The 23,502-nt window shown below is 26.0% G+C and carries 19 protein-coding genes, 6 tRNA genes, 1 riboswitch and 1 other annotated feature (1 of these 27 only partly in view); of the genes, 20 read left to right on the forward strand and 5 right to left on the reverse strand.

Going from position 1 to position 23,502, the window contains the following annotated elements; genetic code table 11:
* Positions 1–78 (reverse strand) — a binding site (T-box leader) (it extends 140 nt beyond the left edge of the window).
* 460 nt (positions 79–538) lie between these two features.
* From BUA70_RS02955 to BUA70_RS02965, 3 genes are all read left to right on the forward strand, one after another.
* A tRNA-Gly gene (locus BUA70_RS02955) sits at positions 539–612 on the forward strand.
* Between the two features lie 20 nt (positions 613–632).
* Positions 633–716 (forward strand) — tRNA-Leu (locus BUA70_RS02960).
* Positions 717–729: 13 nt separating this feature from the next.
* Positions 730–804 (forward strand) — tRNA-Gly (locus BUA70_RS02965).
* Positions 805–849: 45 nt separating this feature from the next.
* On the opposite strand, the gene BUA70_RS02970 is transcribed toward BUA70_RS02965, so the two are convergent.
* Complete coding sequence (locus BUA70_RS02970) at positions 850–1,245, reverse strand: HNH endonuclease signature motif containing protein (protein WP_111944864.1); 396 nt, start codon at positions 1,243–1,245, stop codon at positions 850–852.
* Between the two features lie 169 nt (positions 1,246–1,414).
* On the opposite strand from BUA70_RS02970, the gene BUA70_RS02975 reads away from it, so the two are divergent.
* The 7 genes from BUA70_RS02975 to BUA70_RS03005 all read left to right on the forward strand — a co-directional run bounded on the left by BUA70_RS02975 (position 1,415) and on the right by BUA70_RS03005 (position 6,006).
* Complete coding sequence (locus tag BUA70_RS02975) at positions 1,415–2,089, forward strand: hypothetical protein (protein WP_072892870.1); 675 nt, start codon at positions 1,415–1,417, stop codon at positions 2,087–2,089.
* A 71-nt stretch (positions 2,090–2,160) separates the two neighbouring features.
* Positions 2,161–2,237, forward strand: a tRNA-Arg gene (locus BUA70_RS02980).
* 4 nt (positions 2,238–2,241) lie between these two features.
* A tRNA-Gln gene (locus BUA70_RS02985) sits at positions 2,242–2,316 on the forward strand.
* 344 nt (positions 2,317–2,660) lie between these two features.
* Positions 2,661–2,734, forward strand: a tRNA-Gly gene (locus tag BUA70_RS02990).
* Positions 2,735–2,985: 251 nt separating this feature from the next.
* A riboswitch (SAM riboswitch) is annotated at positions 2,986–3,090 on the forward strand.
* 107 nt (positions 3,091–3,197) lie between these two features.
* On the forward strand, positions 3,198–4,484 hold the full coding sequence (locus BUA70_RS02995; RefSeq protein ID WP_423236775.1) for a Na+/H+ antiporter NhaC family protein: 1,287 nt from the start codon (positions 3,198–3,200) through the stop codon (positions 4,482–4,484).
* A 96-nt stretch (positions 4,485–4,580) separates the two neighbouring features.
* Positions 4,581–5,597: a sensor histidine kinase gene (locus BUA70_RS03000; RefSeq protein WP_072892876.1), complete on the forward strand. Its 1,017-nt coding sequence runs from the start codon at positions 4,581–4,583 to the stop codon at positions 5,595–5,597.
* A gap of 37 nt (positions 5,598–5,634) precedes the next feature.
* Entirely contained in the window at positions 5,635–6,006 is a 372-nt protein-coding gene (locus BUA70_RS03005; protein WP_072892879.1) for a response regulator, read from the forward strand.
* A gap of 102 nt (positions 6,007–6,108) precedes the next feature.
* Here BUA70_RS03005 and ispF read toward each other — a convergent pair whose 3' ends face one another.
* Together ispF and BUA70_RS03015 are read right to left on the reverse strand one after the other, a co-directional pair.
* Positions 6,109–6,579 (reverse strand): 2-C-methyl-D-erythritol 2,4-cyclodiphosphate synthase, encoded by a 471-nt coding sequence (gene ispF / locus BUA70_RS03010; protein WP_072892881.1) that lies wholly within the window; start codon positions 6,577–6,579, stop codon positions 6,109–6,111.
* 73 nt (positions 6,580–6,652) lie between these two features.
* Positions 6,653–6,841 (reverse strand): hypothetical protein, encoded by a 189-nt coding sequence (locus BUA70_RS03015; protein ID WP_072892883.1) that lies wholly within the window; start codon positions 6,839–6,841, stop codon positions 6,653–6,655.
* 163 nt (positions 6,842–7,004) lie between these two features.
* Here BUA70_RS03015 and BUA70_RS03020 point away from each other — a divergent pair, with 163 nt between their 5' ends.
* From BUA70_RS03020 to rluF, 3 genes are read left to right on the forward strand one after another with little or no spacing between them, the layout of a single operon-like run.
* Positions 7,005–7,601, forward strand: coding sequence for a class D sortase (locus BUA70_RS03020; RefSeq protein WP_072892886.1), 597 nt, complete (start codon positions 7,005–7,007; stop codon positions 7,599–7,601).
* A 58-nt stretch (positions 7,602–7,659) separates the two neighbouring features.
* Positions 7,660–8,814: an anti-sigma-I factor RsgI family protein gene (locus BUA70_RS12960; protein WP_072892888.1), complete on the forward strand. Its 1,155-nt coding sequence runs from the start codon at positions 7,660–7,662 to the stop codon at positions 8,812–8,814.
* A complete protein-coding gene (gene rluF / locus BUA70_RS03030; RefSeq protein WP_423236777.1) occupies positions 8,738–9,589 on the forward strand; it encodes a 23S rRNA pseudouridine(2604) synthase RluF in 852 nt (283 codons plus the stop codon). Before BUA70_RS12960 ends, rluF begins: the two co-directional genes overlap by 77 nt.
* A gap of 5 nt (positions 9,590–9,594) precedes the next feature.
* On the opposite strand, the gene BUA70_RS03035 is transcribed toward rluF, so the two are convergent.
* Positions 9,595–10,479 (reverse strand): polysaccharide deacetylase family protein, encoded by an 885-nt coding sequence (locus tag BUA70_RS03035; RefSeq protein WP_072892891.1) that lies wholly within the window; start codon positions 10,477–10,479, stop codon positions 9,595–9,597.
* Between the two features lie 244 nt (positions 10,480–10,723).
* Between BUA70_RS03035 and BUA70_RS03040 the strand changes: the two genes are divergently transcribed.
* The 5 genes from BUA70_RS03040 to BUA70_RS03060 all read left to right on the forward strand — a co-directional run bounded on the left by BUA70_RS03040 (position 10,724) and on the right by BUA70_RS03060 (position 17,738).
* Complete coding sequence (locus BUA70_RS03040) at positions 10,724–11,395, forward strand: DUF3298 and DUF4163 domain-containing protein (protein WP_072892893.1); 672 nt, start codon at positions 10,724–10,726, stop codon at positions 11,393–11,395.
* 114 nt (positions 11,396–11,509) lie between these two features.
* Positions 11,510–12,886: an aldehyde dehydrogenase gene (locus tag BUA70_RS03045; RefSeq protein WP_072892896.1), complete on the forward strand. Its 1,377-nt coding sequence runs from the start codon at positions 11,510–11,512 to the stop codon at positions 12,884–12,886.
* Between the two features lie 164 nt (positions 12,887–13,050).
* Complete coding sequence (locus tag BUA70_RS03050; RefSeq protein WP_072892898.1) at positions 13,051–14,535, forward strand: YjjI family glycine radical enzyme; 1,485 nt, start codon at positions 13,051–13,053, stop codon at positions 14,533–14,535.
* Between the two features lies 1 nt (position 14,536).
* On the forward strand, positions 14,537–15,373 hold the full coding sequence (locus BUA70_RS03055) for a YjjW family glycine radical enzyme activase (RefSeq protein WP_072892926.1): 837 nt from the start codon (positions 14,537–14,539) through the stop codon (positions 15,371–15,373).
* A gap of 160 nt (positions 15,374–15,533) precedes the next feature.
* On the forward strand, positions 15,534–17,738 hold the full coding sequence (locus BUA70_RS03060; RefSeq protein ID WP_072892901.1) for a methyl-accepting chemotaxis protein: 2,205 nt from the start codon (positions 15,534–15,536) through the stop codon (positions 17,736–17,738).
* Positions 17,739–17,911: 173 nt separating this feature from the next.
* On the opposite strand, the gene hydE is transcribed toward BUA70_RS03060, so the two are convergent.
* Positions 17,912–18,955 (reverse strand): [FeFe] hydrogenase H-cluster radical SAM maturase HydE, encoded by a 1,044-nt coding sequence (gene hydE / locus BUA70_RS03065; RefSeq protein ID WP_072892903.1) that lies wholly within the window; start codon positions 18,953–18,955, stop codon positions 17,912–17,914.
* Between the two features lie 334 nt (positions 18,956–19,289).
* Between hydE and BUA70_RS03070 the strand changes: the two genes are divergently transcribed.
* Both BUA70_RS03070 and BUA70_RS03075 read left to right on the forward strand, forming a co-directional pair.
* Positions 19,290–21,983 (forward strand): calcium-translocating P-type ATPase, PMCA-type, encoded by a 2,694-nt coding sequence (locus tag BUA70_RS03070; RefSeq protein ID WP_072892906.1) that lies wholly within the window; start codon positions 19,290–19,292, stop codon positions 21,981–21,983.
* Positions 21,984–22,232: 249 nt separating this feature from the next.
* Positions 22,233–23,303: a mannose-1-phosphate guanylyltransferase gene (locus BUA70_RS03075; protein WP_072892908.1), complete on the forward strand. Its 1,071-nt coding sequence runs from the start codon at positions 22,233–22,235 to the stop codon at positions 23,301–23,303.
* The last annotated feature ends 199 nt before the right edge of the window (positions 23,304–23,502 follow it).

Raw genomic sequence — 23,502 nt, forward strand, 5'->3', positions numbered from 1 at the left:
CATTTAAAAATACTTACACCAAATGTATTCTCTCTCTGAAAATGTACCATAACTTACTCTTCTCTTCATAGTATTATAAATTTTTTATTTTTAACTTATTATAGATTTATTTTTTGTATATGTCAACATAATATATTTATAATAATCCTATAATTTATTTATATAATTAACTATAATTTTTTCATAATATTAAAATAAAAAATAAACTTATAGGTTTATTTAATTATAAAAATTTTAATTTAATGAATATAATTTATAGTATTACTTAAATATTAAAAATTATTTGATGAAATAAAAAATTACTGAAAGATTTAAAATTATTGTTTGATTAAGAAATATATAAATTAACATTTATAGTTTTAACTTATTATATAAAAAAGTATTATTATATGTGACTAAAAAATATATATTTATAAATTAATTTGTTAAAAAATATTTAGAATAATATATAAATATATATGATAAATTAATAAAATAAAAAAACTCTTGACTTAATTATAAAATTTTTGTAATATATAAATGCAAACAGCAATGAAATGCGGGTGTAGCTCAATGGTAGAGCCCTAGCCTTCCAAGCTAGTTACGTGGGTTCGATTCCCATCACCCGCTCCAAGTTTAAAGTTTGCATTTGTGCAGGTGTGGCGGAATTGGCAGACGCACTAGACTTAGGATCTAGCGCCTACGGCGTGGGGGTTCGACTCCCTTCACCTGCACCAATTAAATAATTATGCGGAAGTGACTCAATGGTAGAGTGTCACCTTGCCAAGGTGAAAGTTGCGGGTTCGAGTCCCGTCTTCCGCTCCAAAAAAAGCAACTCAATTTTGAGTTGCTTTTTATATATATATATTTTTAAATTATATTTCGCTCTAAAAGTATATCTTCTAACTCTTCAATAGAATAATATTTATTGCCCATAATTTTACAAATAATATCTTTTGATTTATATCCTTCTTTATAAACTTTTAAGTCTTTAGTTAATCTTTTTAATGAATTTTTATTTAATGAAAGTATATTTTTTAATTCATTAATTTTATAATAAGGATTTTTTAATATGTTTTCTAAAGAATACTGCATTTCTAATTTATATTTTAAATCTATTTCTCTATTTCTATGAGGACCATTTTTACCTCTATGATGAATAGGACATAAATATTTATAATTTAATTTAAAATCTAGTCCACCTTCACTTTTATGAATAATATGGTGAATATCTGCTATTTTATTACAAACTTCACAATAGTACAAAAACAATTCCTCCTTAAAGATTTTCATAATTATAAAATATCATGAAAAAACATAACTATCAATATTATAAAGGAATTTAAAACATTGATAAATAAGGAAATATATACTAAAATTAAGGTGTAATAATTCTGAAAATTAAAAATATTGCAGTATAAAAGGATGTGTTGAAATGAGAACTAAGTATAATGTATTTGACTTTTGGGAAAGATATATATCAAAAAACAGAACTATTAGAAGTAGAATGTTTAGTAAAGAAAAAATAACAAAACAAACAACTTATTTTCACACAGTAATATTTAGCAAAAAATATGGAATAGAGAGTATGTGGGGAATAGCTCCAAATGAAAGAATGCTATTAGGATATATACAACATAGTTTTCTACCAGAAGCTTTTTACAAATGGATATATAGTAAAAATAAAAAGGCAGGATTTGTGCCTATAAAAACAGCTAAAGATATTGTAAAAGATGCAGAAAAACATAAAGATGTAAATAAAGATGATGCAAAATCTATGAAAGAGCAAATAACTATACTTAATAGATTGTGGGATGTACCTACAGATAGATTAATGTTAGAGCTTAAAAAATTTGCTAGGGTATTTAATAAAAAATGGTTTGGGAGTAGTTCAGAATTTTTATATATAAATGTATTTAAAAATTCTAAAGAATTAGGGGAGTTTGTACTAAAAACAAATTTATTAACAGATTTTGAAAAGAACTTTGAAGAGACTATAGGATGTACAGAAGAACAGTGGTTAAGCCTTTGTGATAATGTTGTAAATGATGATACTGCAGAAGAAAAATTTAAGGAAATATTAGAAAAACATTTAAATGAAGTAGTTTAATAAAAAAATATAAAAAAAGATGTTGACACTTCTCGACAATATGTGTATAATAATCATTGTTGTTGAGAAATGCGTTTTTAGCTCAGTTGGATAGAGCAACGGCCTTCTAAGCCGTGGGCCAGGGGTTCGAATCCCTTAAAACGCACCATCGATGGGATATCGCCAAGCGGTAAGGCAATGGACTTTGACTCCATTATGCGTAGGTTCGAATCCTGCTATCCCAGCCAAAAGCACGATGTTAAATCGTGCTTTTTTATTATATATTAAATTTAACTTAATATATAATAATTAATTGGATATACAGTTACTAAATTAAAAAAGATAAAATTAAATTTTAGATTTTAACCTTAATATAATATTATATTAAGATTTATAATTAATATAATTTAATATTCCCCTAAATTATATTTGTAAATTTAATATTAAATAAATTTTATTAATTAATATTTATCAAAATTAAAACTTTAATTCATAAGAGAGTTTAAAAAAATAAAAATATTTTTGACAAATATATATAAATCATGTATAATAATAAATGTTGTAAGAAAAATTAAAAAATATGTTAAATTATGCGGGTGTAGCTCAATGGTAGAGCCCTAGCCTTCCAAGCTAGTTACGTGGGTTCGATTCCCATCACCCGCTCCATTTTTATTATAAATTAATTTTATAGAGATATTATTTAAATGAATATTAGAAGTTTTAGGTTATACAAAGTTTGTATAATCTTTTTTTATTATTAAAAAGGCATTATAAAAAAAGTAAGTTTAAAAATTTTTTTAAAAGTATCAAAAAGAAAAAATATTATTTTATAGATTATCATAAAAAAATAAAAAAAATTAACTAATTGACAAAATTAATTTAAACTGATAAAATACAAAATAAATAAAATCAAATAGTTCTTATCAAGAGTGGTGGAGGGACTGGCCCTATGAAACCCGGCAACCAGAAGTTTGATTAACTTCAAGGTGCTAAATCCTGCAGGTGAACCTGATAGATAAGTGAGTTATGAATTTCGACCTTCTGTCTATTAGGCAGAAGGTTTTTTTATGCCATCTTGATAGATATTTGAAAATGGTAAATAAATATTTTAAAAGAAGGGATGATACTTATGGAATTAAGTAAGGGAAGTGCAAAAGGATTGATTCCTTTAGCGGTATTTGTGGTAACTTATCTCACTATAGCAATTATAGCAAGGAACTTTTATGCTGTATCTGTAATAATACCATTTTTAATAGCAGCTTTAAGTGGAATTATAATAAATAGAGGAAGATCTTTAGAAGATAAGGTAGAGAGTTTTTGTAAGGGGGCTGGTGAAAGTAATATAATTCTTATGTGTTTAATTTTTGTTTTAGCTGGAGCTTTTGCAGAAGTAGCAAAAGCAGCTGGAGCTGTTGAATCTACAGTAAATTTGGGAATAACTTTATTACCAGAAAACTTATTAGTAACAGGGATATTTATAATAGCATGTTTTATATCAATTTCAATAGGAACATCAATGGGTACTATTGCAGCGTTGACTCCTATAGCTACAGGGGTTTCAGATAAAACAGGAATAGCATTAACTATTATTGTTGGGGCTGTAGTTGGAGGCGCTATGTTTGGAGATAATTTATCTATGATTTCAGATACAACTATTGCAGCAACTAGAACTCAAGGTTGTAAGTTAAAAGATAAATTTAAGATGAATTTTAAGATAGTATTGCCAGCAGCTATAGTTACAGCAATACTATTTACAATTTTAACCTCAGGACAAGGTATGAAATTAGATGGAACTTATAAATATAATATAATAAAGATAATACCATATATAGGAGTTTTAATAGCTGCTATAGCTGGAATGAATGTTTTAACTGTTTTAAGTGGAGGAATAGTTTTAGCTGGTGGAATAGGAATATTTACTGGAAGTTTTGGAATTATAGGTTTATTTGAAAGTATGGCAAAGGGAATAGCTGGAATGAGTGAGCTTATAATTATTTCACTTATAATAGGGGGAATAGTAGAACTTATAAAAGATAATGGAGGAATTGATTATATTTTATATGTTATATCAACAAAAATAAAATCTAAAAGAGGGGCTGAAATAGGAATTGCAGCTTTAGTAAGCTTAGTAGATATATGTACTGCAAATAATACAATAGCAATAATAACAGTAGGACCAATTGCAAAAAATATATCAGATAAATTTAATTTAGAGCCTAAAAGAGTTGCAGGAATTTTAGATATGTTTTCTTGTGTATTTCAAGGATTAATTCCATATGGAGCACAACTATTATTAGCTTCTTCTTTAGCAATGATATCACCATTTCAAATTATGGGATCACTATTTTATCCATATTTAATGGGAATTAGTGCATTAATTTATATAATGGTATTTCCTATAAAAGAAGTGGAGTAGGGAAAAGCACATAAAAATAGAGTAATTATGAATTTTAGTATATAATATAAATATATTATCAAAAATATAAAGGTTTTTATTCATCAGGAGGTGAAAATGCAGCTGAATAAATGTTGCTGGAAATTACTTTTGATTTTTGAATTTATAATATTTCTAATAATTATTCTATTACTTATTTTTTCAATTAATGATGAAAACTTTAAATTTATAATATCAATAATGTGTTATGTAGTTATTGTAAATATAATTTTAATTTATAAAATAAAAGAAAAACTAGATACTAATAAAAAAGAAGATAAAGAATTTAAATTAAATGAAAATGAAGATAATATATTGAAAGATAATAAAGTAATAGTAAATAGCTTTTCAACAGTTTCTCATGAACTTAGAACACCTTTAACTTCTATAGTGGGGTTTTCAAAGCTAATAAAAAAAAGATTAAATGAAATTGCAAAAATATATTTAGATAAAGATGTTTTAGAAATTCATTTTTCAAAAGAAGATAATTACCATACAAAATACAAAAAATTTACTAAGAGTATGAAAAAAATAGAAGAGAATATTGATATTATAATATCTGAAGGTGACAGATTAACATCAATAATAAATAACTTTTTAGACTTTTCTAAATTGGAAAGCGGCTATGTAGAACTACATAAAGAAAACGTAGATATACAAGAGCTCACTAGTAAAGCAATGCTGATGTTTTATTCCTTAGTTCAAGCCAAAAATATTTATTTATCTGATGAGGTGGAAGAAGATTTACCAGAAATTTATTGTGATAAAGATAAAATATTTCAGGTAATATTAAATTTAATTGCTAATTCAATTAAGTTTACAGAAGAAGGATTTATTTATTGTAGAGTAAAGAAGTATGATGAAAATTATATTATAGTGGAAGTTGAAGATAGCGGAATTGGTATAGATAAAGAGCATCATGAGAAAATTTTTGAAAGTTTTACTCAGATTAAAAATAACTCTTTTGGAAGCAATGGTACAGGCTTGGGCTTAGCCATATGTAAAAGAATTATAGAGGCTCATAAAGGAACCATATGGGTTGAAAGTGATGAAGGAGAAGGAAGTAAGTTCTTTTTCAAAATACCAATAAACTAATGACTCAATTAAATATAATTGTATAAAAGGTGATAATATGAGAATTTTAGTTGTAATAGAAGATGATATAAATATTAGAAACTTAGTATGTGAGATATTTGAGGATGTAGATGAAATAAAAACTATAGGATATTCAAGTAAAGAGGCTAATAAAGTTATATATGGAAACATTCCGGACCTTTTACTTATAGATGAATACTTACATTTTTCAGAGATGGAGTATATAGTAAACAATATAAAGAATAAAGAGGAATCCGCAAAAATATTTGTAATATCATCTAAAACAGGTAATGAAGCAGTTCATGCTAAAAAAGATTTAGGAGTAGATCTATTTATAACTAAACCTTTTAATCCGGAATTTTTGTTTATAAAAGCTCATGAAATATTGGATATAATGATAGCTGATTAAGAATATAAATTAAGATATTAATAACTAAGTTAAAAAAGAACATATAAGATAGAGATTTAAAATAATCTATCTTATATGTTCTTTTTATATACTTAAATAATTTTATTTTGTTAAAAGACAGATACTTTGAGATGAAATTCCTTCACCGGTTCCAGTAAAGCCTAATCCTTCTTCAGTAGTAGCTTTTATATTTACTTGATCTTTAGAAATAGATAATGCAGTAGCTATATTTTCTATCATAGAAGAAATATGAGGAGCCATTTTTGGCTTTTGAGCTATAATTGTAGCATCTATGTTGGAAATTTTATATCCTTTTTCATTTATTAAATTTCCTACTTCTTTTAATAATTTTATACTTGATATACCTTCATATTTATTATCATTATCAGGAAAATGCTTTCCTATATCACCTAAAGCTGCGGCTCCTAATAAGGAATCCATTATGGAGTGTAAAAGAACATCAGCGTCAGAATGACCTAAAAGACCCTTAGCATAAGGAATTGTAACTCCACCAATTATTAAATCTCTTCCTTCAATTAATCTATGGACATCATAACCTAATCCGATTCTCATATTTATCACCTCAATAAAACTATTAGTTTATTGTATTTTATCATAAATTAAAATAAGTTAATAGTTTAAACATTTACATAAGGTGAAGTGATGAATGATCTTTATATTTATTAGAATTATCAGATGATTTTTTTATCGGTAAGTGATTTTTTATATTAATCATAAGTGCTTTTAATACATTTATATTTTTGCCTTTACCGGGTGAAGTTTTAATTATTTTTCTTGAGTGAAAATCCACATAAATAATATTACTTTTTTTCACTTAGAACACCTCTCATCCCCAACATTTTCTACCTTTATTATAACATAAAAAATTTTTTATTTTAATATTAATAGGAGAATATCCATATAATATTAACTTTAATTAAAATAATTAAGTATGGTATAATTAATTAGTATTTTAAGAGTTTTATGGGGGAATCTTTATGAAAAAAAAGGTCTTTAATACTATTGGTATTTTACTTATAATAATAGGGGTAGTTATATTGGCATCAACAATATATATGAAATATACTGCTTATAAAAGGCAGGCGCAATTAAGGCAAGCCTTTGAAAATAGTTTAAATATAGAAGATAATAATGACAAAAGTGAAAATCAGAATAAAGAGAGTGATTTAAAATCTAAAAATGATAGCGTAAAAGCTATAGGAATTTTAATTATTCCTAAAATTGATTTAAATGTTGCTATTGGAGAAGGTGTAGATGATGAAATACTAAAATATGCAGTAGCTCATTTTCCAGAAACAGCTATGCCTGGTCAAGCCGGTAATTGTTGTATTGCAGGACATAGAAATTTTACTTATGCAGAGTACTTTAAAAATTTAGATAAGCTTTCTAAGGGCGATGAAATTATAATTAAAACTAAGGATAAGGAATATACTTATTTAGTTACTGAGAGTTTTATAGTAGACCCTGAACAAATAGAAGTTTTAGAACCTACAAAAGAGCCAACAATAACATTAGTAACTTGTACAATAGGTGCTAAACAAAGACTTATAGTAAAAGGAATTTTAAAACAGTAGGCTAAGAGAAATCTTAGTCTATTTTTTAACCGAGTAGTAAGATGGTGGTGAATATTATATGGCACAAATTTTTATAAAGGATAAATATATTTTTTCTGTAAAGCCTAAAATGAGGCTTATAAATAAAGATAAAGAGGGAGCGAAAAAACAGATATCATTATTTTTAAAGGAAGTAAGACTTTACAATGTTAATTTAGAAAAGCTTTCTAAAAAGAGTCCTACTTATGAATGTAGAAATTTAATGCTTAATATAGCTTATTATATAATGCAAAATAGTGATATATATGATAATTTTAATAAAAACCGAGAAATACCTTATAAGGATATAATTAAGAATTCACTTGTTACGAAATCCTTTTTAGAAAAATGGAGAGATTATATTTGTTTATATACAATAATAATTTCTAATCCTAACTATAAAGATTTACAAGAGTATTTAAATATTGATTTAAAAGAAAATGAAAAAGATGTGGTCACTTTAGTAAGTAAAGATGATAAAGATCCTATTTATAGAGGAATAGTTTTAAGAGATTTTAAAAAGAGTTCAATAATTATAACTATGTTAGGAGAAATAATTAATATTAAAAGTATAGAGATTAATTCTTGGGGAGAAGAAATAAGTGGTAGAGAGAAAAAAGGATTAAAGCATTATAAAAAACAAATATGTATAGGAGTAGTTATATTAATTACTACAATATCTGTATTTACATATTTATATATGAACATTAATAGAACTGTTATGATAAAAGGGACTTCTGAAATAAGACTTCAATTAAATATATTCAACAGAGTAATGAAGATAATCTCCCCAACATCTAAGGGGAAGGAGTTAATATTTTCAATTGATGGGGTCAATAAGAAGTTAGATACTGTTGCAGAAGATATAATAATTTATATGAAGCAAAATAAAATGATTGAAAATAATAAAATTATAATATTTATTAATGGTAAAAAAATTACAGATAAGGATTTATTAAATACAGAAAAATATATATTAAATAATCATATAAAGGTTCTTATAAATAACTGTGGAGAAGAAAAGAAAATAAATCCAATGCTTATTGAAGAAAAGAAAAATGATGATAATAAGACAAAGGAGAAAAATATAGATGAAAAAAAATCAACTGAATCAAAAGGTGAGCAAAAAACAGAAGAACAAAAACCCAAAATTGAAATCATTGATAACAGCAAAGAAGAAAAAGGTAAAAACTAATAATATAGATAATAAAAAAGAGATTACAATTATACATCATGATAGAGGAGAGGAAACTAGGCTTAATAAATATTTGAGTGAAACAGGAATTTGTTCAAGAAGAGAAGCTGACAAATTTATAGAAGAAGGACGTGTAACTATAAATGGAGTTAAAGCTACTATGGGTACAAAGGTACTAAAAGGACAAAAGGTTTATTTAAATGGTAAATTAGTAAAAAGAGAAGAAGAACTAGTATATATTGCTCTTAATAAACCAGTAGGTATAACTTGTACTACAGAAAAGAAGGTAAAAGGAAATATAGTTGATTTTGTAAATCATAAAAAAAGGATTTTCCCAATAGGAAGATTAGATAAAGATTCTCAAGGGCTTATATTTCTTACAAATGATGGAGATATAGTTAATAAGATATTAAGAGCAGGAAATAATCATGAAAAAGAATATATAGTTACAGTAGATAAACCTATAACCAATGACTTTATAAAAAGAATGGGAAATGGTATTCCTATTTTAGGAACAATAACAAATAAATGTTTCGTTAAACAAGAAGGGAAATATATATTTAGAATAATATTAACTCAAGGATTAAATAGACAAATAAGAAGGATGTGTGAGTACTTAGGATACACTGTTAAAAAGCTTGAGAGAATAAGAATTATGAATGTAAGTATAGACCATTTAAAGATTGGTCAATGGAGAAACCTAACTTCTTATGAATTAAAAGAAATTGATAAACTAATAACATCATCTTCAAAAACAGAAGAGGCCTCAAAATAGGCCTCTTAATTTTTTGGTGATTTATTTAATCTATTTTCAAATTTTTCAATAGAATCATTGTTACTAATGTAAACTCTATCTATATTATAACTATTATCTTTTTTATCAGCTAAAGATCCATTTAAATTGAATCCTAATTTATAACCTGCTTTTTCAGCAGCGATTCTTGTAGCTTTATTATGTCTTCCAAAAGGATATGCCACATAATAAACAGGATCATCAATTATATTTTCTAATGTGTTTTTAGAGTTTTTTAAGGTTTCAATTTGTTTTGCTTCATTTAATTTTGATAAATCATCATGTTTAGCAGTATGACTTTCAACTTTAAATCCATTTTTAGAGATTTCTTTTAGCTCTGCTTTTGACATATAAAGGTCATTATCAACAAAATTAGAAACTACAAATACTGTAGCAGGAAAGTTAAATTCTTTTAATATTGGATAAGCATATTTATAGTTCCCTTTATATCCATCATCAAAAGTTATAACTACTGATTTTTCTGGAATAGCTTTATTATCTTTTAAATATCCATAAAGTTCATCTAAGGTTATTGGACAGTAGCCATTATCCTTTAAATATTTTAATTGTTCTCTAAATTTATCAGGATTAAGAAGTAGTTCATTATTATCAGGGTTATTTGGAGTTACATCATGATAACATAATATAGGGATACCTCTATCTTCTGAACTTAATTTTAATCCAGAGAATCTATCTTTTTTTTTAGTAGGTGTATTATCTTTATTATCTTCTTTTGAAACGGTTTCAGTAATTTTCTCGGTGTTATTTGTTTTATTATCTTTAAAAATATTTATTACTCCAATAGTTGCTACTACGGCTAATAAAATAAAAACACAGGTTAAAGTTAATATAAAACTTTTATTTTTTTTCATTAAATATTATCTCCTGACTTTTAAATTATTTATTTAATTTTTAATTGATATTCTAAAAAAATTGTTAAAAATATTATAGCATAGTAAATAATTCATCTCAAATGAAAATTATTCTAAGTGCAATTATATGGAAGATATTAACATATTCCACAATCTATTGTGGACAACTAAAAATATATGTATAAATAAGCAATTTTTATTTAAAAATATTTAATATATATAAAAATAAAAAGGAGGATAATATATGACAAAGAAAGGGATTTTTTTATTATTTTCTTTTTTTTTATTAGGAAGTAATATGTTAAATATAGTAGAAAAATCTATTAATGAAAACAATTCTAATATTGAAATTAATGTAGTATATCCTTATTTTGAAAGTAACAATAATTTGAAAGCTGTGGATAAAATAAATAAAATAGTGGATGACGATTTGAAGTTGTGGATAAGTGATTTAAAAGATTTATCCAATAATGAGCAATTCAATTATAATAACCCAAAGGACAATATTATAAAATTTGAATTAGATACTGATTATAAAATAGGATTAAATAAAGAGAATCTATTAAGTTTTTATATAGACTATTACCAATATACAGGAGGAAATCATGGAATTACAACAAGGAGAAGTTATAATTTTGATTTAAAATCTGGGAAACAATTTAAACTGAAACATATGTTTAAAAAGGGGTATGACTATAAAAGCATTATAAATTCAGAAATAAAGAAACAGATAAATGAAAATCCACAATATTATTTTAATAATGGTAATGAATTTAAAGGTATAAGTAAAAATCAAGATTTTTATTTAACGGATGATTCAATAGTTATATATTTTCAGCTTTATGAAATAGCTCCATATTCTTCAGGAATAAGGGAGTTTAAAATACCTTTATCCTTATTAAAAGATGGAATGTAAAATTTAGTTGTCTTATAATTAATTTATAGATATGATTTTATTATTTTATAATTTAAATTTACAGAATAATTTAGGCAAGAAGTTTTTACATTTAATATAAGGAGGAGTGTGAAAATGATTGATTTAGATAATATATTAAAAATACAAAAGGATTTTTATAATTTAGGCATAACAAAAAATTTAGATTGGAGAATAGAAAGATTAAAGGTTTTAAAAGAAATTATAAAAAAATATGAAGAAGAAATATTAAATGCATTAAAAGAAGATTTACATAAATCATCTTTTGAAGGGTATGCTACTGAAGTTGGTATAGTATATGAAGAAATAAATACAGCTATAAAACATTTAAAAAAGTGGGCAAAACCAGAGAAAAAAAGAACATCAATATCATATTTCCCAGCTAAAAGCTTAATTTTAAAAGAGCCCTATGGAGTAGTACTTATAATAGGGCCTTTTAATTATCCATTCCAATTATGTATGGCCCCTTTAGTTGGAGCAATAGCTGCTGGAAACTGTGTGGTTTTAAAATCTTCTGAGCATTCACAATCAACAGGTAAGATAATTGATAAAATAATAAAAGAAGCTTTTTCTGAGGAGCATGTTTCTGCTGTAGATTATAGAGGTGGTAAGGAGTCGGTACAAAAATTAATAAATCAACCTTTTAATTATATATTTTTTACAGGAAGTGTTAAGGTAGGAAAGATAATAATGTCTGCAGCAGCAAAAAATTTAATTCCTGTTACATTAGAGCTTGGAGGTAAAAGTCCTTGCATTGTAGACTATGACTCTAAGGTTCAACTTGCTGCAAAAAGAATAGTATGGGGTAAGTTTTTAAATGCTGGACAAACTTGCGTAGCTCCAGATTATATATATGTTCAAAAAAATATAAAGGATAAATTTTTAGTTGCTTTAAAAGAGGAGATAAATAAACAATTTGGAGATAATATAAAAAATAGTGAAGACTATCCAAGAATAATAAATGAAGATGCTTTTAATAGATTAATTAATTTAATACAAAAAGATAAAGTATATTTTGGAGGGGACTATAGTAAAAATGATTTATATATAGAACCTACAATTTTAAACAATATAACATGGGAAGATCCTATAATGGAGGATGAAATATTTGGCCCTATAATTCCTGTAATAGAGTTTGAAGATTTAAATGAAGTAATAAATGAGGTAAATAATAGGCCAAGCCCTTTAGCGCTATATTATTTTTCAGAGAGCGTAAAAAAGATAAATAGAATATTAAGTAGTATATCTTCTGGCGGAGCAACAATAAATGATACAGTAGTACATGTAGCATCAACAGAAATTCCTTTTGGAGGAGTAGGAAATAGTGGTATGGGTAACTATCATGGAAAATATAGCTTTGATACATTTACTCATAAAAAAGGAATTATGAAAAGAGGTACATGGTTAGATATAAATATACGTTATGCACCATTTAAAGACAAATTATCTATTGTAAAAAGGATTATGAAGTAGATTTTATGGTTTTAAATTAAAAAATATAGAAAAAAGTCATTTTAAACCTTTACAAAAGGTGAAGATTTTTTTAATATAATATTAACAGCGTGTATATATCACTACATGTTAAAGAACCTTATTAATTCGAAAGGTTAAAATATGTATTATGGAGTGAGAAGTATATGAATACTGTAGAAAAAATTATAAAAGATGGAAGCTTAACTTATGAGCAAAAGGTTATAGCTTTAGCAAGAGAAGCAGAGAATAGTTTAAAGGTATTAAAAATATCTGATAAGTGTGAAAAACTTAGGCAATCAGGAGTTATATGTGATTTATTTGAAGGAAACGCACCTTATAGACCAAGATATATAGTACCAGATTATGAAAAGTTTATGAGAGAAGGAAGTGCTTTTTTAGAATTAGATCCGCCAAAGGATATATGGGAAGCAACTAATAGTTTATTAATTTTATATAAGCATGTACCATCAATTACTACAATGCCTGTATATATAGGAAATATAGACTATCTTTTAGAACCTTTCATAAATGATGAAGAGGAAGCTTATAAAGCTATAAAACTATTTTTAAAACATATTGATAGAACAATTACAGATTCATTTTGTCATGGAAATATAGGACCTAAGGCTACAAAGGCTGGAAGACTTATATTAAAGGCAGAAAGAGAACTTCAAGATGCCATTCCTAATATAACATTAAAATATAGTAAAAGTACTCCAAGAGATTTTGCAAAAGATGCAGTAAGAACTGCTTTAAGCACAGCAAAGCCAAGTTTTGCAAATGATGAAATTTTTAGAAAAGATTTTAATGGAGATTATGCTATAGCAAGTTGTTATAATGGATTATATATAGGTGGAGGAAGTTATACTCTTGTTAGAATGAATCTTAAAGCATTAGCAGAAAGTGCAAATTCTATAGATGATTTCTTTAATGATAAGCTACCTAGTGCTATGAAAGAAATGGCAGGATATATAGATGAAAGAATTAAGTATGTAGTAGAAGAAAGTGGATTCTTTGAAAATTCATTCTTAATAAAAGAAGGTTTAATATATAGAGACAGGTTTACTGCTATGTTTGGTATGTTTGGCCTTGCAGAATGTGTAAATACTTTATTAAAAGCAGATAAGCTAGAAGAAAGATTTGGACATTGTGATAAAGCTGATAAATTAGGTGTTAAGGTAATTAAAGCAATGGATGAATTTGTAAAAAATCACAAAAATAAATATTGTCAAATAACAAATGGTTCATTTTTACTTCATGCACAGGTTGGAATATCAGATGATATAAATGTAAGTCCTGGATGTAGAATTCCTATAGGAGAAGAAATAGAATTATGGGATCATCTAAAAAATGCAGCATTATTCCATAAATACTTTCCTTCAGGAATTGGAGATATATTCCCATTTGAAAAGAACTCAAATAATAATTTAGATTATATATTAGATATAATAAATGGAGCATTTAAAGAAGGTATGAGATATTTCTCACTATATTCATCTGATAGTGATGTTATAAGAATAACAGGATATCTAGTAAAGAGAAGTGAGATAGAAAAATTAGATAGGGGAGAAGCAGCTATTCAAGATACTGTAGCCTTAGGTTTAGGTGCAGTAAAAAATGGACATGTATTACAAAGAAAGGTTAGATAATATGGTACAAGGAGCCATTAATAAAATCGTACCTTTTAGTTCAGTAGATGGTCCAGGGAATAGAACTGCAATTTTTCTTCAAGGGTGTAATTTTAATTGCCTTTATTGTCATAATCCAGAAACTATAAATAGGTGTATAAATTGTGGAAAATGTGTTGTAGAATGTCCCTCCAATGCATTAAAGGTTATAGATGGAACTGTTTATTGGGATTCAGACTTATGTATACAATGTGATAATTGTATTAAAAGTTGTCCTAATTGTAGTTCACCTAAGGTTAAATTATATTCTAGTGAAGATTTAATTAATGAAATAAAAAAATATAAAAGTTTTATACAAGGTATAACTTTTTCTGGAGGAGAATGTACCCTTCAAGAAGATTTCCTAGTAGAAGTTTTTAAAAAAGCTAAAAAATTAGGATTAACTTGTTTTGTTGATTCTAATGGAAATAAAGATTTTTCAAAGATGAATAATTTAACTAATATAATGGATATGGTAATGTTAGATGTTAAGTCTTGGGATAATAGATATCATAAGTCTATTATAGGAACAAATAATAATATTGTTTTAAAGAATTTAGAGTTTTTAACTAGGATAGGTAAACTCTATGAGGTTAGAACTGTAGTAGTACCACAATTATTAAATAATGAGGAAACTATAGAAGAGGTTTCAAAATTTTTAGGAAAAAATAATCCCAATATAAGATATAAACTTATAAAATATAGACCTATGGGAGTTAGAAAAGAGCTTATAAATAAAAAAGTTCCAACCAATGAATATATGGAAAATCTAAAGTTTATTGCAGAAAAAAATGGATGTAAAAATATATTAATTGTATAAGAAAAAAAGCAGGAATTAAAAGTCAACTTTTATAAAAGTTGACTTTTTTTAGTTTTTATTGCTTTTTTCTAGATTAATGGCAAAAAAATTACATAAAATGTGAATATTAATTAAGTATTTCCTTATTAAAACGATTTCTAATAGGGGAAGGGGAGTTTATATGCTAAGTAAATTTAAAAGTAAATTTTTAAAAAGTAAAGAAGCAAAAAAAAATATGAAAGAAGAAAAGATAAAAAATGATGGAAAACCTAAAAAAATAAATAATATTTTTGAAAGATTTAAAAAAGTTAAATTAGATAAAAAACTTTTTAAAAGTAATTTTTCATTCCATGATTTTTTTGGAAAAAGAACTTTAGCTAAAAAGTTAGTAATAACAATTCTTTTTATAGTGATTTTTTCCATGTCAATTTTGGCTGGATTAAGTATGATTTTTACAAAGAGAAATATAAGCAAGGACTATAAAGAAAGTACAACCAATACTCTTTTGCAAAATCAACATTATATAGAATTATTAAGTAAAAATACTCAACAAATAGCTTATGAAATATATAATAATAAAACTATTTTAGACAATTTAAAAAAAGAAAATACTGAATCATTAGAATTCATAAAAAGCCAAAGTTTAGTAAGGGAAGAATTAATGGGACTTGTTAGTGTTAATATTACTAAAGTATTAAAAAATATTTATATATACTCTAATGATAGATGTATATGTACAACTAAAGAAGAAAATATAAATGGAAATAAAGAATTATTAGAAGAAGCAAAGAAACAAAGCTGGTATGAAAAGGCTCAAAAGTCATCAATAAAACCATTTTGGTGTTTTACAGAAACTAATGGTAAAAAGGCTTTAAGTTATATAAAGGGAATTAGTAACTTAGATGATTTTAAAGCAACTTCAGTTTTAAGAATAGATATAGATCCTAGCATATTTAAAAATGCTATGGATGATTTGGAATTAGGTAATGATGGAATAGTTGCTATGGTAGACGAAGATGGCTATATATTAAGTGGAAATAAAGATTTTAAAATGGGAGAATTATTTAAATATGATTTTTATGAAAAAATCAAAGATAGTAAAGGAGGAACCTTAAGTACTAATATATATGGTAAAAAATATGAAGTTATATATAAAGATATAAATAATTATGGTTGGAAATATATAACTGCAATACCTTATAGCCAAATAAATAAAACCTCTAAAATTTTAGGAAAAATAACTCTTATAATAACTTTAATAGTAGTAATGATAGCATTTTTAATAGCTATAATTACTTCATTACAAATAACAAAACCTATAAAAAACATTATAGAAGTAACAAAAAAATTAGCTACCTGTGATTTTACAGTTTCTTGTGATGAAAACACTAGAATAAATGAGATAGATAGTTTAAGTAAAAACTTTAATAATATGGTATTGATTTTAAATGATGCTTTAAAGAATACTTCCGAATTGATACAAAGCACTGCAGAAACTTCAGTGAACTTATTATCAGTTTCTGGAAGCTTAGGTAAAAAAGCAGAAGATATAGTACAAAATGTTGAGGAGATATCAAAAGGTTCAACTAATCAAACAGAAGAAACTATGAATTGTGCTGAAATATCTTTAGCATTAAATGAGGAAATAGGAAAGACAATTAAAAAGTTAGATAAATTAGGACAAAATAAAGATGAGGCACTGAAAGCTATAGAAATAAGTTCTAAGCAAATTGATGATCTTAACAAAACTTCATCATTAAATGCTAAATCAATGAATGATGTATCTATAACAATAGGCGATCTAAAGGAGAAAACTAAACTTATATTAAATATTTTAACAAGAATAAATGAGATAACAGACCAAACTAATTTATTATCATTAAATGCGTCAATAGAGGCTGCAAGGGCAGGAGATGCAGGAAAGGGATTTGCAGTAGTTGCAAATGAGATAAGACTATTGGCAGAACAATCACAGAATGCTTCTTTAGAAATTCAAGGTATAGTAAAGGAAGTTAATAAGGCTATTAATAATTCATTAAATATAGCTTATGATGCAAAGGATGCCTTTAAAGTAGAGGAAGAACAAGTAGAAAATACTAAGAATTCTTTCAATAAGTTAAGAGATAGTTTCGATTTAGTTACAGAATCTATTGAAGAATCATTAAAATCAGTTAATATTATAGATAAAAGTAAAGATGTTTTAAGTGATGCAATAGATAATATAGCATCAATATCACAGGAAAATACAGCCGCAACAGAAGCAGTAACATCTGTTATACAAGAACATGTTAATGAAAACAAAAAGATTAATGAAATGGCAGAAGGATTAAATCAAAAATCCAAAAACTTAGAAGCTTTAGTTAATAAGTTTAAGTTTACAGAATAAATAATATTTAAAACATTTATAAAAATTAAAAATAGGCAGTTATATAAAACTTTAGCTTATAAAAAATGGGTTGTGGCACTAATTAATTTGCATACAATATATTAATTTGCAAATTTAAAATTATCATAAGGTATTGTATTAGTTATTTTTAATGCTACACCCATTTTTATAATTTAATTACCTTTAGGTGAATTTTTATTTCCTCTAAATCCATACCCGTCAGATATTATTCTTCCAATTCCATGAATTTTTGATGAAATACAACTTCTGCAATGAGCAGGAGTATCGCCTGTACATATTTTCCCAGGATAAAGAGCATATAATTTTCTATATTCTCCTTCAGTTACATTTGGCATAACAACATTTGCACCACTTTGAAGTGCGATTATTCTACCATTTTTATTTAAAGTTTCCATAGCAGTTGTTGCAGGAATATTTATGTCTACTAAAAGTAATCTTATAATAGCCATAACCTTTAATGCCAAAGTGAAATCGCCACCTTTAGCATCCTTTAAAGGCGTATCTTCATTAGGAATAAAAGGACCAATTCCAAGCATGTCTACATTTATTTTCTTAAAAAATAATATATCATCAGCTAAAGAGCTTAATGTTTGTCCAGGTAATCCTACTAAAGAACCGCTACCAACTTCATAGCCAAGAGTTTTTAAATCTCTTAAGCATCTTTTTCTTTCCTCATGGCTCATACCAGGATCCATATCTTCATAAAGTTTTTTATCAGTAGTTTCTATTCTTATAAGATACCTGTCTGCACCAGCCTCCTTAAATTTTTTGTAGTCTTCAAAGCTTCTTTCTCCTATGCTTAAAGTAATTGCTACATTTAATGCTTTAAGCTTTTTTATAATACTTACCATTCTGTCAGCAGTGAAATAATCATCTTCTCCACCTTGAAGTACTAATGTTTTATATCCATATTCAACAGCTTTTTTTCCAAAGTCTAAAATTTCTTCTTCTGAGAGTCTGTATCTTTTTAAATTTTTATTATCTCTCCTTAAGCCGCAATATAAACAATTTCTTTTACATATATTTGTAAATTCTATTAATCCTCTTAGATGAACATAAGAACCTAAATTTTCTTCACGAACTTCATCAGCAGCTTTAAATAGCTCTTCATTTATTGAGTTATCTTCTAAAAGAGAGATTATTTCATCTTTAGTTAATGAATGAGTTTCTTTAGCTTTTTTTATTAGTGAATTCATAGTTCCTCCCTTTGAAAAAGTATATAATTAATGATTATACACTTTAAAGTATTTATTTTAAAGATAATAAAAATAATAATTAATTTAACAAATACTTAACACTAAGTCAGTTGACCATTGCATAAAGTAAACATATAATAAATATATAATTTAATATAAATAGATAAAGGGAGTAACTACCTTAATTAAGGTGATATAGCCAACACTCGGTATAATTTACCTGGTTTTATCATAGTGATAATTTAATTGCTAATGTGAGACTTTTCTATAATCAAATTTGATTATGGGATAAGTCTCTTTTTTATTTTTAATAAATTTTATAGGAGGTATGGGAATGGATAGTTTTTTAAGGGGCAAAGAAGAAGTGTTAAAAGACTTAAAGGTAGATGAAACTCAAGGTTTATCTGATGTTCAAATAGAAGAAATGAGAAAAACCTATGGAAAGAATGAATTTTTACCAGGGAAAAAACAATCTTTAGTTAATAAAATTATTGAAGCTTTAAAAGACCCAATGGTTTTGATACTTTTAGGAGCTACTATTATATCAATTGGAATGAACATATATAAGATGATAAATGGAGGACATACTGAGTTTGGTGAAAGTATAGGAATACTTTTAGCGGTAACTTTATCTGTTGGTATTCAGATAATAATGGAGGGTAAATCAGAAAAAGCTTTTGATCAACTAAATAATATAAATGAAGATATTAAGGTTAAAGTTATAAGAAATGGCAAAATTCAATATATATTTAAGAAAGAAGTTGTAGTAGGAGATATAGTCCTAGTTGAAACTGGAGATAAAATACCAGCAGATGGAAGACTTTTAGAAGATATTGAATTGAATATAGATGAATCTATGCTTACTGGAGAAAGTGATCCAGTTAAAAAAGATGGATATTTAATAATTACATCAGAAAAAACACCTTTAGCAGAAAGAGTTAATATGGTTTATAGTGGAACCTTTGTTACATCTGGTAGAGGAACTTATATTGTAACTGAAGTTGGCGACAATACAGAAATGGGACATATAGCAAAAGAGCTTAAAGAAACTAATACAAGTTCAACACCTCTTCAAGAAAAACTTGGAGTTTTAGCTAAAAGAATTAGTATAGTAGGTGCTGCTGGTGCTGTTTTAGTTTTTGTTTTTGAGTGTTTTAAAATTATGTCTTTAGGGGGATTTTCCTTTGATAGAATACAAGAAGCTTTTATGACAAGTATAGCGTTAATTGTAGCTTGTGTTCCAGAGGGGTTACCTACAATAGTAGCTATGATTTTTGCTTTTAATGTTGTAAAAATGGCTAAGAATAATGCTTTAGTTAAAAAAATGGTAGCTTGCGAAACTATAGGTTCTACTAATGTTATTTGTTCAGATAAAACAGGAACATTAACAAAAAATCAAATGACTGTTATGAAAGTTTGGTGTGATAATTTAATAGAAGAACCTAAAAAGTTAAAAAATATAAATCTTATAGATAATTTTGCTATAAATTCAACAGCTAACCTACAAATGGAAGATGGAAAAGAAAAATTTATAGGAAATCCAACAGAGTGTTCACTACTTAAAGCGTTAAAAAAAATAAACATAGATTATTGTAATGTAAGAAAAGAAAAGGAATTAATTTATCAATATTCTTTTAGTTCAGAAAAAAAATCAATGACTTCTATAATTAGTAATGACAATGAATATATTGCATTTACTAAAGGTAGCCCAGAAAAGGTACTAGCTTTTTGTAAGTTTATAGAGTTAGATGGAAAAATAATTGAGTTAGATTATAAGATACAAGCTAATATAGAAAAAGAAATTAAAAAATTACAAAATGAAGCATATAGAATAATAGGTTTCTCTCATAAAAATATTAAAGATAAATTACATTGGGAAAAATCTCAAGATAATGTAGAAGAAAATATGATTTATGATGGGTTTGTTGCTATTGCAGATCCTTTAAGAGATGAAGTTTATGAAGCAGTTCAAAAATGTAAAAGAGCAGGAATATCATTAAAAATATTAACAGGTGATAATATAGTTACAGCTACAGCTATTGCAAGGCAGCTAAATATATTAAAAGAAGATAGTATAATATTAGAAGCCAATGATATAGATGAAATGAATGATTATGAGTTAGAAAAAGTTATAGATAAGATAACGGTTATTGCAAGAAGTAAGCCTATAACCAAAATGAGGGTAGTAAAATTATTAAAGAAATTAGGAAATGTAGTTGCAGTTACTGGAGATGGAATTAATGATGCACCAGCCTTAAGAAATGCTGATGTAGGAATATCCATGGGTATTAATGGTACAGAAGTTTCAAAAGAAGCTAGTGATATTGTTCTTTTAGATGATTCTTTTTCAACAATAGTTAAGGCTGTTGAATGGGGAAGAGGTATATATGAAAATCTTCAAAGATTTCTTCAATTTCAATTAACAGTTAACTTAGTTGCAGTAGTTACAATTATATTATCAGAGATTTTTGGATTTAAACTTCCATTTACACCGGTTCAATTATTATGGGTTAATATAATAATGGATGGACCACCAGCTTTATCATTAGGACTAGAAAGTTTGAGAAAGAATTTAATGGACAAAAAGCCAGTTAAAAGGGATGCAAGTATTATAACAAGAGAAATGGTATTTAAAATTATATCTAATGGAATTTATATGATAATTATGCTTATAGCTCTTCAAAGCTTTAAATTTTTAGGTGGAACTTTAGGACAGCAAGAAACAATAGTATTTTCAGTATTTGTTTTATTTCAACTATTTAATGCATTTAATTCAAGGGAACTTGGTAATGAAAGTATTATAAGCTGTTTAGGTAAAAATAAAGTTATGGTTATAAGTGTATTATGTACCTTTGTTGCTCATGTTTTAATTGTACAATTTGCTGGTGCAGTATTTGGAACAGTTCCATTAACTTTGGGTCTTTGGATAAAAGTTATAGTATTTTCAGCAACAATAATACTTTACTCAGAAATAGTTAAGGCTTTATCAAGAAGTTTTGAAAAAGCAACAGAAGTTAAGTATGAGTAGACACTTAATCTTATTAAATTTTAATATTAATTTATTTAATAAATAATTTAATAGTATGAAATACTTATAGGGAATGCTTAGTGCATTCTCTATTTTTATATAGGTTTTCTTTATAAAGATATTGTTATGTAGAAATATGTTTTAAAAACAAAATATTTTGTAAAATAATACAATTAAAATTTTATATACACATTAAATAGGAGAATAACATAGTATACTATATAAACAATACGTGGAGTTGAAGGCAAAATGCTTTACGCTTTGATTTTAGCAGGAGGCAAAGGAACAAGGTTATACCCACTATCAAGAAGTGATAATCCAAAACAGTTTCTTAAAGTAATTAATGATAAAAGCTTTTTAGTAAATACAGTGGATAGAATCAAGCCAATTGTTAATAAAGAGAACATTTATGTAGTAACAAATAAGGATTATGAAAGTAAAATAAGGGAAGAGTTATGTGACATTGGGGTTGAAAATATATTTACTGAACCTGAAAATAAAGAAACTGCTACATGTATAGGACTTTCTGCAGTTAAGCTTTTGAAAAAAGATAAGGATGCAGTGATGATAGTTCTTCCATCAGATCATTATATAGAGGGAGAAAAAAGTTATGTAGAAACATTAAAGCAAGCTGTAGAAATTGCGGATAGAAGAAGAGGAATTGTAACTATTGGAATATCACCAAAAAGGCCAGAAACTGGATATGGGTATATAGAAATGGGAGAGAGAATAAACTCTAATGTACCTACTTATAGGGTAGCTAGATTTACAGAGAAACCTAATGTAGAAGTTGCAAAAGACTTTTTATTAAAGGGAACTTATCTTTGGAATAGTGGAATGTTTATATTTAGGGCAGATGTTATATTGAGAGAGATAGAAAGATATCTTCCTAAAATGTATAAGTCTTTAATGGAGATTTATAAGTATATAGGAGAAGAAGAGGAAGAGAAAGTTATAGAGGAACAATATAAGCTAATAGATGGTATCTCCATAGACTTTGGAGTTATGCAAAAGACCAGAAAAGGCTTTGTTGTTAAATGTGATTTTCTTTGGGATGATATAGGAAGTTTTACTGCTTTAAGCAGGTTTTTAAATAGAGAAAAAAGTAATGCAGTTTCCAATAATGTATTTTTAGAAGAGTGTGAGAATTGCTCTATATTTGGTGATAATGAAAAATTAATTATTGGATTTGGACTTAAGGATTTAGTTATAGTAGATGCTGGAGATGTATTATTAGTTATGGATAAATATAAAGATCAGGAAATAAAACATTTAATAAATACTATTAATGATATTAATGATTTAAAGGAATATATGTAAATACTGATTACTAAAAATTAACTTAATAATATATAATTAAAGTATTATAGAAAAGTAAGATAATTTGTTTAGAGATTGTGAATTAATAAAAATTTTAATAAGTGTCTTCAATAAATTAATTATGAAATAAATAATAAAAATAAATATATATATTGCAATATATATTACCCATATAGAGGATATCAAGACATAAAAAATA

Source organism: Clostridium fallax (genome assembly GCF_900129365.1).
Lineage (GTDB): Bacteria > Bacillota > Clostridia > Clostridiales > Clostridiaceae > Clostridium_AH > Clostridium_AH fallax.

Coding starts and splice junctions, on each gene's coding strand:
- BUA70_RS03005 (WP_072892879.1), top strand. CDS start 5,635: ATGAGAATTTTAGTTGTAATAGAAGATGATATAAATATTAGAAACTTA.
- BUA70_RS12960 (WP_072892888.1), top strand. CDS start 7,660: ATGGCACAAATTTTTATAAAGGATAAATATATTTTTTCTGTAAAGCCT.
- BUA70_RS03070 (WP_072892906.1), top strand. CDS start 19,290: ATGGATAGTTTTTTAAGGGGCAAAGAAGAAGTGTTAAAAGACTTAAAG.
- BUA70_RS03020 (WP_072892886.1), top strand. CDS start 7,005: ATGAAAAAAAAGGTCTTTAATACTATTGGTATTTTACTTATAATAATA.
- BUA70_RS03075 (WP_072892908.1), top strand. CDS start 22,233: ATGCTTTACGCTTTGATTTTAGCAGGAGGCAAAGGAACAAGGTTATAC.
- ispF (WP_072892881.1), bottom strand. CDS start 6,579: ATGAGAATCGGATTAGGTTATGATGTCCATAGATTAATTGAAGGAAGA.
- BUA70_RS03045 (WP_072892896.1), top strand. CDS start 11,510: ATGATTGATTTAGATAATATATTAAAAATACAAAAGGATTTTTATAAT.
- BUA70_RS03060 (WP_072892901.1), top strand. CDS start 15,534: ATGCTAAGTAAATTTAAAAGTAAATTTTTAAAAAGTAAAGAAGCAAAA.
- BUA70_RS03035 (WP_072892891.1), bottom strand. CDS start 10,479: ATGAAAAAAAATAAAAGTTTTATATTAACTTTAACCTGTGTTTTTATT.
- BUA70_RS03040 (WP_072892893.1), top strand. CDS start 10,724: ATGACAAAGAAAGGGATTTTTTTATTATTTTCTTTTTTTTTATTAGGA.
- BUA70_RS02995 (WP_423236775.1), top strand. CDS start 3,198: ATGGAATTAAGTAAGGGAAGTGCAAAAGGATTGATTCCTTTAGCGGTA.
- hydE (WP_072892903.1), bottom strand. CDS start 18,955: ATGAATTCACTAATAAAAAAAGCTAAAGAAACTCATTCATTAACTAAA.
- BUA70_RS02975 (WP_072892870.1), top strand. CDS start 1,415: ATGAGAACTAAGTATAATGTATTTGACTTTTGGGAAAGATATATATCA.
- BUA70_RS03050 (WP_072892898.1), top strand. CDS start 13,051: ATGAATACTGTAGAAAAAATTATAAAAGATGGAAGCTTAACTTATGAG.
- BUA70_RS03000 (WP_072892876.1), top strand. CDS start 4,581: ATGCAGCTGAATAAATGTTGCTGGAAATTACTTTTGATTTTTGAATTT.
- BUA70_RS03055 (WP_072892926.1), top strand. CDS start 14,537: ATGGTACAAGGAGCCATTAATAAAATCGTACCTTTTAGTTCAGTAGAT.